The organism is Burkholderia crassaminum, assembly GCF_964265005.1.
GTDB lineage: Bacteria > Pseudomonadota > Gammaproteobacteria > Burkholderiales > Burkholderiaceae > Burkholderia.
In genome coordinates, this window is record NZ_OZ183799.1 from 2,724,980 (window position 1) to 2,738,748 (window position 13,769).

Genomic DNA, 13,769 nt, shown 5'->3' on the forward strand with positions numbered 1-13,769 from the left:
CGCCGCCATTACCCGCTTCTTGGCCAACGCATGATGAATACGATCAGGACACTCAACGAAGCCCGCCAGCAGATCCAGCAGTCGATCTTCGATCTGTTCAAGGGGCTGTCATTCAGCGAACGGCTCGCCCAAGGCGGGCTGATGGCGCTGCAGGCCGTGTGCGGCGCGTGCCTCGCCTATGTGATCGGCCACGCGCTGCACACCGAGCAGGCCGTGTGGGCGGCGATCACCGCGATCGCCGTCACGCAGCACAACTACTCGGACACGATGTCGCTGTCGCGCGACCAGTTCATCGGCGCGATGGTCGGCGGCGTGCTCGGCTTCGCCGGCGCGGCGCTCGGCGGCGACCGCCTCGTTGCATATGCGATTACCGTCGCGGTCGTGATCGTCTGCTGCTGGTGCCTGAACGTCGGCAGCGCGGCACGACTCGGCGGCGTAACCGCGACGATCGTCCTGCTGTTTCCGGGCAACGGCCCGCTGTGGGACATTCCGCTGATGCGGCTCGGTGAGGTGGCGCTCGGCACCGTGTGTGCGCTGGCCGTGTGCTGGGTGATGTCGAAAATCGAGCGCCGCTGGTTCCGCCGCGCAGCGGCAAAGTAGCGCGGCGAACCGGCTGCCCGGCGCGCATCGCGGCATCGCGATACGTGCCGGGCGATCGGCAAGGTCAGTCGCCGATCCGCAGCACGATGCCGGAACCGATCTGCACCAGCAGGTGATCCCCGCCGACGCCGACCCATTGATAGCCACGCGGCGGCGCACTCAGGTGATAGCCGCGCCAGTCGTCGATCACGTACTGGCGATCGCGGAACTCGGGGGGAAGCCGGTCGCCCTTGTGCCACTCGCGGCGCGGCTGGTCGGCCCAGCGCGGCGGCACGTCGTCCTCATGACGCATCTGGCCGGGCGGCGGGCGTTTCGGGCCGTGGCCACGCTGCATGCCGTGGTCGCCCTGGTCGTTGTGGTTGTCGTGGTCCTGCGCCATCGCGGCCGGCGCGGCGAAACCCGCCGCGATCACCGCGGCCAGCATCATCCCGTGCATCTTCTTCATTGTGCCTTCCCTCCGTGTTGTCACGTCGAACGAAACCACTCGAACTACCCGATGAAGACTAGCACACGGTAACGCGCGGCCGCATGACCGCGCGTTACGCCGCCTGCTGCTGGTACTGGATCCGGTGCAGGTGCGCGTAGAGGCCGCCGTGGCGCAGCAATTCGTCGTGGCTGCCCTCTTCGACGATCTTGCCGGCCTCGAGCACGAGGATGCGGTCCGCCCGCTCGATCGTCGACAGCCGGTGCGCGATCACGAGCGTCGTGCGGCCTTCCATCAGCCGTTCGAGCGCGGCCTGCACGTGGCGCTCCGATTCCGAGTCGAGCGCCGACGTCGCTTCGTCGAGAATCAGGATCGGCGCGTCCTTGTAGATCGCGCGCGCGATCGCGAGCCGCTGGCGCTGGCCGCCGGACAGCCGCATCCCGTTGCCGCCGACGAGCGTGTCGAGCCCGTCGGGCATCGCGGCGACCGCATCGGCGAGGTTCGCGGCCTCGAGCGCGGCCTGCACGCGCGCGCGGTCGGGCGTCTGCCCGTACGCGACGTTCGCGGCGATCGTGTCGTTGAACAGCACGACGTCCTGGCTGACCATCGCCATCTGGCCGCGCAGCGCGTGGAGGTCGTAGTCGGCAACCGGCACGCCGTCGACCAGGATCGCACCGTTGGTCGGATCGAAGAAGCGTGGCAGCAGGTTCACGAGCGTCGTCTTGCCGCTGCCGGACGGGCCCGCGAGGGCAATCATTTCACCGGGCGCGACCTTGAACGAGATGCGGTCGAGCGTCGGCCGCTCGGCCGCGCCATAGTCGAACGACACGTTGCGGAATTCGATCTCGCCGCGCGCTTGCGGCAGCGGCCGGCCGCCGCCTTGCGGTTCGGCCGGCTCGTCGATCAGCCCGAAGATCAGCTCCGCGGCCGTCATCCCGCGCTGCAGCGGCTGGTTGACGTCGATCAGGTGCTTGAGCGGCGAGATCACCAGCAGCATCGACGTGACGAACGCGACGAAGCCGCCGACTGTCGTCTGGTCGTTCGACGACTGCACGACCGCGATCGTGATCACGACCGCGAGCGCGATCGACGCGAGGAACTGCGTGAGCGGCTGAGCGAGGCCGCCGGAAACCGTCATGCGCATCGCGTAGCCGCGCAGGCGCTTGCTCATCTGCGTGAAGCGGTCCATCTCGTACGCTTCGCCGTTGTGCACCTTGACGACCTTGTAGCCGCCGACCGTCTCCTCGACGATGTACGACAGCTCGTTGGTCAGCGTCTGGTGCTCGCGGTTCAGGCGGCGCAGGCGGCGGTTGATCTTGCTGACGAGCCAGCCGATGCCCGGCAGGATCACCGCGACGATCAGCGTCAGCCGCCAGTTCAGGTAGAACAGGTAGCCGAGCAGGAAGATCACCGTCAGCGAATCGCGCACGAGCGTGACCATCACGCCCGTCAGCACCGACAGGATCTGGTTGACCTCGAACACGATCGCATTGATCACCGTGCTCGCGGTTTCGCGCTGGAAGAACGACGCGCTCGTGTGGAGCATCCGCTGGAACATCTCGAGCCGCAGTTGTAGCAGGATGCGGTTCGATACGTAGTTGAGCAGGTAATTCGACGTGTACTGCGACACGCCGCGCACGAGCGCGAGGCCGATCACCGCGATCGGCACGTACCATTTCGCGCTGTCGCTGCCATGCGCGCCGAAACCGTGATCGAGGAGCGGCTTGAGCAGCGCCGGGATACCGGCCTCGGTGGCCGCGACGACGCCCATCGTCATCACGGCAAGCACCACGATGCCGATCAGCGGCCGGATGTACGGCCACAGGCGCTTGAGGACCGTGACCGGCGAGGTGCCGGTGCTGTCCATCGGTTTGCGAAGAGTGTTCTGGGTTTCCAAGGCAATCCTTCTTGAGCCGCAAAGCGGCGCCCGGCGCATGACCGCCCGGGATATCGCCCCCACCGGGCGGGTGCCGAAAAGGGCTCAACATTATAGCCGTACCGCCCCGGCCGGCACGGTCATGACCGACGCGGGCGGCGGCCGGGCCGCGGGTATACTGCCGCTCACCGTTTTCTCCGCCTTTCCGACGATTTCATGGCTGAACCCTCCCTCGGCGTCGCCCTCATCGCCCTCAACGCGTCCGCGCGGCTTGCGCAGTGCCTTGCCGCGCTGTCGTTCGCCGACGACGTCGTCGTCATCGACGGCGGCAGCACCGACGATACCGTCGCGATCGCGCAAGCGCACGGCGCGCGCGTGACCGTCGAGCGCGACTGGCCGGGCTTCGGCCCGCAGAAGAACCGCGCGCTCGATGCACTCGACACCGACTGGGTCCTGTCCCTCGATACCGACGAAGTCGTCACCCCGGAACTCGCGCAATCGATCCGCGACACGATCCGCGCACCCGCTGCGCAGGTCTATGCGGTCGACCGGCTGTCGAGCTTCTGCGGCCAGTGGATCCATCACAGCGGCTGGTATCCGGACTGGGTGCCGCGCCTGTTCCGGCGCGGCTGCGCGCGCTTTTCGGACGATCTCGTGCACGAGCGCCTCGTGTTCGACGGCGCCGCGCAGCGCTTGTCCGGCAAGCTGATGCACTACTCGTACGAGGATTTCGAAACCGTCGTGCGCAAGCTCGACGCGTATTCGACGGCCGGCGCGCGCCAGCGCCGCGCGGCCGGCCAGCGCGGCGGCTTCGGCAAGGCGCTCGCGCGCGGCGCCTGGGCGTTCGTGCGCACCTACGTGCTGCGGCGCGGCTTCCTCGACGGCCGCGCCGGCTTCATGATCGCCGTGTTCAACGCGGAAACCGTGTATTACCGGTTCCTGAAGCTCGGCCACGAACAGGCACGCTGAGCACCCGCCCGGCACGCGACCGGCGCGGCGTTACAATGCCGGCCTGCCCGCGCCGCGCGTGCCCGCCCGACAGGCGGCGCCGCGCGCCGCCCGCCACGACGCTCACCGAATCCGACCGCCATGTTCTCCATCATCATTCCGACCTGGAACAACCTGCCGTACCTCAAGCTCGTCGTCGACAGCCTGCGCCGCCACTCCGCGTACGATCACCAGATCATCGTGCACGTGAACGACGGCTCGGACGGTACGCTCGACTGGGTGCGCAGCGAAGGCATCGAACACACCGCGTCGCCGTCCAACATCGGCATCTGTCACGCGGTGAACTGGGCCGCCGCGCGCGCGACCCGCGACTACGTCGTCTACATGAACGACGACATGTTCTGCTGCCCCGGCTGGGACACGGCGCTCGTGCGCCGCATCGAACAAATGCCGACCGACCTGTTCATGCTGTCGGGCACGATGATCGAGCCGGTCGACACGCGCAACCCGTGCGTCGTGGTCAGCAATTTCGGCCGCGACGCCGAACAATTCGACGCGGCGGGCCTCGTCGCGGCGGCCCCGAAGCTCGCGCGCGCGGACTGGCTCGGCTCGACCTGGCCGCCGACGCTCGTGCACCGCGACTGGTGGAACCGGATCGGCGGCTACAGCAGCGAACTGTCGCCCGGCATGAGCAGCGACAACGATTTCTCGATGAAATTCTGGGATGCCGGCTGCCGGATCTTCCTCGGTGTGGGCGACAGCCTCGTCTACCACTTCCAGCAGAAAAGCACCGGCAAGATCGTCAAGAACGACGGCCGCCGCCAGTTCCTGAACAAATGGGGCATGACCCAAGCGACGTTCGACCGCTACTACCTGCATCGCGGCGAACCGGCCGGCACGCGCGTCGCGCTCGACACGCCGGTCATCGAAGGACGCCTGAAGCGCGCGCTGCTGCGCTCGCGGATCAAGCGCGCATTCAGCTGAATGTGCGCGGGTGATCGGACACGTCTGATCAGGCCCCGGAAACGACACGGAAACGCGGCCGGCTTCGCGTATACTGCGCGGTTCGTCCCGGCCCATGCCGCAGGGACGCGCGGCGCGCAGCACGTGCCCGCGTGTTGCATTCGTCCATTCGACAGGTTCCGATGCTTTCGTTTTCCGCTCCCGCCACCCGGCGCCTGACCGCCGCCCGCGCCTTCGCCGTTGCCGCGCTCTGCATGGTGCCGGTCTCGACCGCGCTGACCAACGTGTTCTGCGGGCTGTTCGCCGCCGCGCTCGTCATCTCTCCCGAATTCTGGCGCGACCTGCGCTCGTTCGTCACCGACCAGGCTTCGCTCGCGGCACTGCTGATCCTCGCCGCGCTGGCCGTCAGCGTCGCCTATACGGTTGCGCCGCACGACAAGGCGTGGAACTGGGTCGCCAAATACGACAAGCTGCTGCTGCTGCCCTTCGCGGTGCTCGCGTTCCGTCATTCGAACTGGGCGCCGATCGTGCAGCGCTGCTGGTTCGGCACGCTGTGCGTGATCCTGTTGCTGTCGACGACCAACTATCTCGGACTGACCGCGATCGGGCCCGCGCATGCGACTCAGCTGCCGCTGTCACGCGCGTGGGTGTTCAAGAACCACATCGCCGCCGGCATGTTCGGCGCGCTGCTGTTCTACCAGGCGGCCGATCTCGCGCTGTCGGCCCGCACGACGCTGTCGCGTGTCGCTTGCGCCGCCATCGCCGCGTGGTCGCTGGTGAACGTATTCGTGATGCTGCAGGGGCGCACCGGGCAAGTCATTGCGCTGCTGCTGATTTTCGTCGTCGCAGTGCGTTTCGTGCTGTTGCTGCGCCGCCGGTCGGCGCTGCGCGCAGGGCTCGTCGCCGGGGTGTTCGTCCTGGCCGGCATCGCGCTGGTGGTCGCCGCGTGTACGGTTCACAACGGCCGGCTCGTCAAGGTCGTGTCGGAAGTGCAGCAGTATCGGCAAAGCGATGCGGCGACGTCGACCGGGCTGCGACTCGAGTGGTACAAGAAGGGGCTCGAACTGTATCGCCAGCGCCCGGTGATCGGCTATGGCGCGGGCGGCCTCGAATTCGAATTCGAGAAACTCACGGCCGGCAAGACGGCCGCCGAAGGCCAGCTCACGTCGAACCCGCACAACGAATACCTGCTGATGGCCGTGCAGCTCGGTATGCTCGGCCTGCTGCTGTTCATCAACCTGATCGTGCAGATCGCACGCGGCAGCCGCGCGCTCGACCCGCGCTCGCGGCATCTGCTGCTCGCCTGGCTCGCGATCTTCGCGATCGGCAGTCTCGCGAATTCGCTGCTGCTCGATTTCGCCGAGGGGCACCTGATCGTGCTGCTGGCCGGCATCCTGCTCGGCTGCGGCTCGCGCGGCGAGGCGCTGCCGCGCGAGACGTCGGCGATCCGGCGCAGCGCGTAACGCGCAACGACATACGCTCCGCGGCCGGCCGGTTTCGGCCACTGCGGAGTTCGCTATCTTCGAAGGAAACGGGCTGCGCGGCTCGTTACGTATCAAGCCGCCGGCAACCCGCGAAAAGCGCGCGCCTCCCGCGCGTCAGTCGGATCCGGTGCGATGCAGCCGCGACGTATCGACGACGGCTTCAGCCGGGCCCGACGGATTCAGCCCGAGCATCTCGGCCGCGGCGGCTTTCACACGCTGCGCACCGAGATTGACGAGGCAGTCGCTGCGGCTGTCGACCTTGCGCTCGCAGCCCTCGTGCCGGCACGGCACGCAATCGCCCTCCCCCTGCAGCAGCCACACGTTGCCGTGCCGCCCCGAGCCACGCAGCGGCCACGGATTCTCGGTCGCCGGCCAGTGCTGCGGCCATGGCCCCCAGCGCACCGGGTCGGACGGACCGAACAGCGCGATCGTGTCGGTGCCGGTCGCGGCCGCGACGTGTGTCGCGCCGGTGTCGGGCCCGATGAAGAGCCGTGCGCGCCGTACGAGTTCGGCGCTTTCACCGAACGTCAGGCGTCCGACCAGGTTCAGCACGTCACCGCCCGCTTCGGCTGCGACCTGCTCCGCATACTCGCGCTCGCTGTCGGCCGGGCCGCCCGACAGCGCGACCGCGAAACCCTGCTCGCGCAGCCAGCCGATCATCTCGACCCAGCCCTCGAGCCGCCATTGCTTGTAACGGAACATCGGATAAGGATGCAGCACGACCAGCGGCCTGCCGTCGCGGATCGCCGGGGACTCGGCGAGCCACGCGTCGAAGCGCGCCCGCCGTGCCGGATCGTCGCCGATGCCGGGCGCGACGACTTCCGACACCGGCTCGATGCCGATCACCGGCGCGAGTGCCAGCGTACTGACGACCGTGTGCGCGGATTCGTGATGATTGATCGCGATCCCGTTCAGCATCATCCGCGTGAGCCACGTCACGCGGTTCGGATCGACGAGGCCCACCCGCTTGCGGCCCGCGAACCAGCTGTAGAAGCGCGGCCGGTCGGAGCTCAGCGCCGCGCACGCAAGATCGTAGCGGCGCCACATCGACAGCGCGTCGCGCAGCCGCTCGCGCAATCCCGCGCGCTGCGCGACAACGATCACGCGCCGCACGTCCGGATTGTGCTCGAGCACGCCTTCGGTGCCGCGAAACACCAGCATGTCGATCTGCGCATCCGGCCAGCGGGCCTTCAGTGAACGGACGAGCGGCGTCGTCAGCAGCACGTCGCCGATACGGCGCGGCGCGGCTACGAGGATGGTTCTGGGCGGGCGGGCGGAAGAAAACAGGGCCACGGCGATCGGTGTATCCGGCTGGCTGAACAAGGCTGGCAATGTACAGGATTTTGCAGCAGCCGGCGCGGCATGGCGAATCGGCCGTTCAGCTGCCCCGATACGGCCCCGTTCGCGGCGTGAACCACGGCAGGCGCAGCGCGTGCCGGTGCCGTACGCGGTGCTTGCAATGCCCGTGGTGTTACGAAGCGACCGTCAGGATCGTCGGCGTTGCAGCAACGGTAACGGGCCGCGTGTGTGCTGCGTCGGCCAACGGTTCGTCGCGAAGGGCAGCCTGCGGCAACAGGTGACGCACCGCGCGCTCGACCGCGTCGACATCGATCGCGTCGACGGTCGCGCCGGCGCGCAGGATCACGTGCGGCACACCGAGAGGGTGCCAGCGCAGGTATTTCTCGGGACGGTCCTCGAACAGCGCGGCGACCGGGACGCCGAGCGCCGACGCGAGATGCACGGGGGCGCTGTCGGCCGAGACGATCGCATCGAGCAGGCTCGCGGCCGCCACCAGTTCGGCGACCGAGGAAGGTGCGACATGGCGCGCGCTCACGTCGCGCCACGAATCGTCCTCGGGGGCGTGGCCGACGACCGGGTCGCGAAACACGATCACGTCGGCGCACGGCGCAAGCCGCTCGGCAAGGTCGCGCCAGCGGTCCGCGGGCCAGCGGCGCTCGGCCGCCTTGTTCGTCACGAACAGCCCGACCCGCGGTTTCGTGGGCGCGCCGAGCAACCGATACCACGCATCCTGCAGCGCGCGGTCGGGATGAACCGACAACTCGAGACGGTCGAGATCGGCGCAGCCGAGCTCGGGCACGAGCCGGAAACCCGACAGCGCCTCGTGGCACATCGGCCGCTGCGCGACATGCTCGGGTTTGCGATCGTCGAATTCGGTCTCGGCATCGTGCCAGCGGCAATCCTTCGCACCGATCTGGCGCGCGAACTGCATGCTGCTGCGATGCATGCCGCCGTTCGGCACGACCACGAGGTCGAACCGCAAGCGACGCAGGCGACGCACGAGCCGCAGCCGGTCGAAGAATGCGCGCATTCGCCCGGGACGGTCGTTGCGTTCGCATTGGCGGCTATACACATAGGTGTGGATCATGTCCACGTCCGGGTTTCCGGCCAGCGCCGCCGCGTTGTAACGGTTCGCGACCACATGCAGCTCCGCACCGGGCCAGCGCTCCTTCAGCGCGCCGAGAAACGCCGTCGTGCACAGCATGTCGCCCAGAAAATCAATCCGGATCACGAGGATCCGTTGCGTCGGGTTCCCATTGGCCATGGTCATGTGGTGACTGTCAGTTTTTGTCGTCGCGACGGGCCATTCCTCGGCATCCGATCCCGGGACGGCCTTGTCGCATATCGCTGTTCGCCGCAGGGATCGGACCCCATTCATGCGCGCGATACCGGCACCACCCGCCGGACGAGCGGCGAGCGATGCCGCGTTCGTGCGGCTAGCGCCGGATTGTATAGCGTCCGGATGGCCAGCCCAAGACCCGCTTGCGCGAACATGCAAAAACGGCCCGCCGCACCGCACGAGGGCGATGCGACGGGCCGCATGGCGCGACAGCCGTCCGGCTCAGGCGCGGTCAGTACGTGATTTCGACGACGCTGCCGTCGAACGCCGCCCGCAGCTCCGCGAGCAGCACGTCGCTCGGTTTCACGCGCCATGCGTCGCCGAGGCGCATTTCGCCTTGTGCCCGTGCGTTGCTGTAATGGACCTGCACCGCGAGCCCGTTCGGCAGCGGCGCCTGCGGGCGGCGACCGCCGTCGCGCCCACCGCCACGCGGTGCCGGCGCTTCGACCGCAGCCGCGGCAGCGGGATCGTCCTTCGACACGTGCGGCTCGAGCACGCGGCGCAGCTCGGCCGCGTCGGCATTGCCGTTCATCGTCAGCCGCACGGCCTGCGCATAACGGCTGCGCGCGCGTTCGAGATCCATCACCGTGTCGGTCGTGAAACGGATGCCGCCCGTGAACGCATCGTTGCGCGCCTGCCCCTGCACGATCAGTAGTTCGTCTTCCTTGAACAGCGCCTTGTTCGCCTCGAACTGCTCGTTGAAGATCGTGATCTCGCACTGGCCCGAGCCATCGTCGAGCAACGCGATCAGCATCTTGCCGCGCTGGGTCATCTGCGTGCGAAGCGACGCGATGATGCCGGCCACGAGCTTGTCGCGCCCTTCCTTCAGGTCGCCGACCTTCTGCCGCACGAAGCGGCGCACCTCGTCGCGATACGCGTCGAACAGGTGGCCGGACAGGTAGAAGCCGAGCGCGCCCTTTTCTTCCTGCAGGCGGCGCTTGTCGTCCCACGCGGGCTCGTCGACGAGCGCATGCGCGTGCGGCGATTCGGCACCCATGTCGAACAGGCCGGCCTGCATCGCATTCGCCTCGGCCTGGTCGGCCGCTTCCATCGCCAGCGGCACCGACGCGATCAGCTGCGCGCGGTTCGCATTCAGCGAATCGAACGCGCCGGCGCGGATCAGCGCCTCGACCGTACGGCGGTTGACGACGCGTCGGTCGATCCGCTCGCAGAAGTCGAACAGGTCGGTGAACGCCTTTTCCTCGCGGGCGCGCAGGATTTCCTCGATCGCGTTCTGGCCGCTGCCCTTCACCGCGCCGAGGCCGTAGCGGATCGTGCGCGAGCGCTTGCCGTCGGCTTCGGCGACCGGTTCGAAGCGGTAATGCGACTGGTTGATGTCGGGCGGCAGCACGGCGAGGTTGTTCACGACACAATCGTCGTACAGGATCTTCACCTTGTCGGTGTCGTCCATCGCGAGCGTCATGTTGGCCGCCATGAATTCGGCCGGATGGTGCGCCTTCAGCCACGCGGTGTGATACGCGAGCAGTGCGTAGGCGGCCGCGTGCGACTTGTTGAAGCCGTAGCCCGCGAACTTCTCCATCAGGTCGAAGATCTCGTCGGACTTCTCGCGCGTGAGGCCGTTCGTCGCCGCGCCCTCGGCGAAGATCTCGCGGTGCTTGGCCATCTCCTCGGGCTTCTTCTTGCCCATCGCGCGACGCAGCAAGTCCGCGCCGCCGAGCGAGTAGCCGCCGATGATCTGCGCCATCTGCATCACCTGCTCCTGATAGACCATGATGCCGTAGGTCTCTTTCAGGACGGGTTCGACGCGCGGATCCGGATAGTCGACCTTCTCGCGACCGTGCTTCCGTGCGCAGAAGCTCGGGATCAGGTCCATCGGGCCCGGACGATACAACGACACGAGCGCGATGATGTCCTCGAAACGGTCGGGCTGCGCATCCTTCAGCATGCCTTGCATCCCGCGGCTTTCCAGCTGGAACACGGCGACCGTGTTGGCCTTCTTCAGGATCTGGAACGACGCGGGATCATCGAGCGGCACCTGCGCGAGCGACCAGTCGGCCTTCGAAGGATCGAGGCGGCGGATGTAGCGCTCGGCCCAGTCGAGGATCGTCAGCGTCGTGAGACCCAGAAAGTCGAACTTCACGAGGCCGACGGCTTCGACGTCGTCCTTGTCGTACTGGCTGACGACACCGCCGTCGTCGCCCTGCGTGTACAGCGGGCAGAAATCGGTCAGCTTGCCGGGCGCGATCAGCACGCCGCCCGCGTGCATCCCGACGTTACGCGTGAGGCCCTCGACGCGCTGCGCGAGATCCAGCAGCTGGTGCACTTCGTCCTCGTGGTCGTAGCGCTCCTGAAGCTGCGGCTCCTCCTTCATCGCGTCGGCGATCGTCACGTGCTTGCCCGGCTTGAACGGGATCAGCTTCGCGATGCCATCGGTGAACATGTAACCGACGTCGAGCACGCGGCCGATGTCGCGCACGGCCGCCTTCGCGGCCATCGTGCCGAAGGTCGCGATCTGCGACACGGCGTCCGCGCCGTATTTTTCCTTCACGTACTGGATCACGCGATCGCGGCCGTGCTGGCAGAAGTCGATGTCGAAGTCGGGCATCGACACGCGTTCCGGGTTCAGGAATCGCTCGAACAGCAGGTTGTAGCGCAGCGGGTCGAGGTCGGTAATACCGAGCGCGTACGCGACCAGCGAACCCGCGCCCGAGCCGCGGCCCGGGCCGACCGGCACGCCGTTGTTCTTCGCCCAGTTGATGAAGTCGGCAACGATCAGGAAGTAGCCCGGGAAGCCCATCTTCGTGATGGTCCCGCACTCGAATTCAAGGCGCTTGTAGTACGTGTCGCGCTGCGCGTCACGTTCGGCTTCGGCCGGATACAACTGCGCGAGGCGGGTCTCGAGCCCCTCCTTCGACAGCTGGACCAGATAGTCGTCGAGCGACATGCCGTCCGGCGTCGGGAACAGCGGCAGTTTCGGCTTGCCGAGCTCGAGTTTCAGGTTGCAGCGCTTCGCGATTTCGACCGTGTTCGCGATCGCCGACGGCAGGTCGGCGAACAGCGCGGCCATATCGTCCTGCGTGCGGAAATACTGGTCGGTCGTGAAACGCTTCTGGCGCCGCGGGTTCGCGAGGATGTCGCCTTCCGAGATACACACGCGCGCCTCGTGCGCGGTGAAATCGTCGTCGGTCATGAACTGCGTCGGGTGCGTCGCGACGACCGGCAGCTTCAGCGCCGCGGCGAGCGTCGCCGCCTGCTGGATGTACGCCTCGGCGCCCGGCTGGCCGTAACGCTGCAGCTCGATGTAGAAACCGCCCGGGAACACCTTCGCCCAGCGCTCGGCGTGACGGCGCGCGGCTTCTTCGTTGCCAGCGGCCAGCGCGAGCCCGATATCGCCCTGTTGCGCGCCCGACAGCGCGAGCAGCCCCTGCGCGAGCTCGCCGTCGAGCCAGCTCGCGTCGAGTTCCGCACGGCCGCGGTACTGGTTCGTGAGCCACGCCTTCGACAGCAGCTCGCAGAGATTCAGGTAGCCGACCTTGTCCTTGACGAGCAGCAGCAGCCGCGACGGCTTGTCGCGATCGTCCGGATTGGCGATCCAGACGTCGCAGCCGGCGATCGGCTTGATGCCCTTGCCACGGGCTTCCTGGTAGAAACGGACGAGACCGAATGCGTTGCCGAGATCGGTGAGCGCGAGCGCGCCCTGACCGTCTGCGGCCGCCGCCTTGACGATGTCGTCAATGCGCACGATGCCGTCGGCAATCGAGAATTCGGAGTGAACGCGAAGATGGACGAAGCGGGGATCTGACATGGGCGCTATTGTAGCCGCCCCGCCGCGCAGGCTGCCCAAAAAATCCCCGCGCCGGCCGTTCGGCCGATGCGCGCGAGCGCACGTCACGTGACTGGCCAAATGGCCGGATGCCGGCCCGAGCGCGGTTTGCGGGATAATACGGTTTTTCGAATCAACGCCCCGGCTTCGCACCCTTTTTTGCGGTCCGCCGTGCGGCCGTTTCCCGTCGGACCATCATGACCATCGTCAACCTCGCCGCCTACCACTTCGTGTCGCTCGACGCGACCGAGCAATGGCGCCCGCTCGTCACCGCCCGCTGCAACGAACTCGACCTGCGCGGCACGATCCTGCTCGCGCCGGAAGGCATCAACCTGTTCATCGCCGGCACGCGCGAAGCCACCGACGCGTTCATCGCGTACATCCGCCACGATCCGCTGTTCGACGGCAAATTCGCGTCGCTGCAGTTCAAGGAAAGCCTGTCCGACTCGCAGCCGTTCCGCCGCATGCTCGTGCGCCTGAAGCGCGAGATCATCACGATGAAGAAGCCGGCGATCCAGCCGGAACTCGGCCGCGCGCCGTTCGTCGACGCGCGCACGCTGAAGACGTGGCTCGACCGCGGCCACGACGACACGGGCCGCCCGGTCGTGATGCTCGACACGCGCAACGCATTCGAAGTCGACGTCGGCACATTCGACGACGCGCTCGACTACCGGATCGACAAGTTCAGCGAATTCCCGGAAGTGATCGACGCGAACCGCGCCGACCTCGAAGGCAAGACGGTCGTGTCGTTCTGCACGGGCGGCATCCGCTGCGAGAAGGCCGCGATCCACATGAAGGAAATCGGCATCGAGAACGTATACCAGCTCGAAGGCGGGATCCTGAAATACTTCGAGGAAGTCGGCGGCGCGCACTACCACGGCGACTGCTTCGTGTTCGACTACCGCACCGCGCTGAACCCGCAACTCCAGCCCACCGAGAACGTCACGTGCTTCGCGTGCCGCGCGGTCGTCACGCCGCAAGCGCAACAATCGCCGAGCTACGTGCCCGGCAAGTCGTGCCCCGCCTGCGCACCGGCAGCCAGCGCCGCGTAA

The 13,769-nt window shown here is 67.4% G+C and carries 10 protein-coding genes; 5 read left to right on the forward strand and 5 right to left on the reverse strand.

Translation table 11 applies throughout. The features are described 5' to 3' along the window. Positions 1 to 33 precede the first annotated feature (33 nt). Entirely contained in the window at positions 34 to 600 is a 567-nt protein-coding gene (locus ACPTTF_RS12605; RefSeq protein WP_423371881.1) for an FUSC family protein, read from the forward strand. 64 nt (positions 601 to 664) lie between these two features. Here the strand turns inward: ACPTTF_RS12605 and ACPTTF_RS12610 are convergent, their stop codons facing one another. Both ACPTTF_RS12610 and msbA read right to left on the reverse strand, forming a co-directional pair. Next, positions 665 to 1,045 (reverse strand): RcnB family protein, encoded by a 381-nt coding sequence (locus ACPTTF_RS12610; RefSeq protein ID WP_166960841.1) that lies wholly within the window; start codon positions 1,043 to 1,045, stop codon positions 665 to 667. 94 nt (positions 1,046 to 1,139) lie between these two features. Further along, on the reverse strand, positions 1,140 to 2,891 hold the full coding sequence (msbA, locus tag ACPTTF_RS12615) for a lipid A export permease/ATP-binding protein MsbA (RefSeq protein WP_423371345.1): 1,752 nt from the start codon (positions 2,889 to 2,891) through the stop codon (positions 1,140 to 1,142). Positions 2,892 to 3,116: 225 nt separating this feature from the next. Here msbA and ACPTTF_RS12620 point away from each other — a divergent pair, with 225 nt between their 5' ends. The 3 genes from ACPTTF_RS12620 to ACPTTF_RS12630 all read left to right on the forward strand — a co-directional run bounded on the left by ACPTTF_RS12620 (position 3,117) and on the right by ACPTTF_RS12630 (position 6,274). Beyond that, a complete protein-coding gene (locus ACPTTF_RS12620; RefSeq protein ID WP_423371346.1) occupies positions 3,117 to 3,869 on the forward strand; it encodes a glycosyltransferase family 2 protein in 753 nt (250 codons plus the stop codon). Between the two features lie 120 nt (positions 3,870 to 3,989). Then, positions 3,990 to 4,832 carry a glycosyltransferase family 2 protein gene (locus tag ACPTTF_RS12625; protein ID WP_423371347.1) on the forward strand — a complete coding sequence of 281 codons (843 nt, stop codon included), beginning with the start codon at positions 3,990 to 3,992 and terminating at the stop codon, positions 4,830 to 4,832. A 161-nt stretch (positions 4,833 to 4,993) separates the two neighbouring features. After that, positions 4,994 to 6,274, forward strand: coding sequence for an O-antigen ligase family protein (locus ACPTTF_RS12630; protein WP_423371348.1), 1,281 nt, complete (start codon positions 4,994 to 4,996; stop codon positions 6,272 to 6,274). 135 nt (positions 6,275 to 6,409) lie between these two features. Here the strand turns inward: ACPTTF_RS12630 and ACPTTF_RS12635 are convergent, their stop codons facing one another. From ACPTTF_RS12635 to dnaE, 3 genes are all read right to left on the reverse strand, one after another. Further along, positions 6,410 to 7,588, reverse strand: coding sequence for a glycosyltransferase family 9 protein (locus tag ACPTTF_RS12635; RefSeq protein ID WP_423371349.1), 1,179 nt, complete (start codon positions 7,586 to 7,588; stop codon positions 6,410 to 6,412). Between the two features lie 178 nt (positions 7,589 to 7,766). Then, a complete protein-coding gene (locus tag ACPTTF_RS12640; RefSeq protein WP_423371882.1) occupies positions 7,767 to 8,858 on the reverse strand; it encodes a glycosyltransferase family 9 protein in 1,092 nt (363 codons plus the stop codon). Between the two features lie 307 nt (positions 8,859 to 9,165). Then, positions 9,166 to 12,699: a DNA polymerase III subunit alpha gene (gene dnaE / locus ACPTTF_RS12645; protein WP_423371350.1), complete on the reverse strand. Its 3,534-nt coding sequence runs from the start codon at positions 12,697 to 12,699 to the stop codon at positions 9,166 to 9,168. 215 nt (positions 12,700 to 12,914) lie between these two features. Here dnaE and ACPTTF_RS12650 point away from each other — a divergent pair, with 215 nt between their 5' ends. Further along, complete coding sequence (locus ACPTTF_RS12650) at positions 12,915 to 13,769, forward strand: sulfurtransferase (protein WP_423371351.1); 855 nt, start codon at positions 12,915 to 12,917, stop codon at positions 13,767 to 13,769.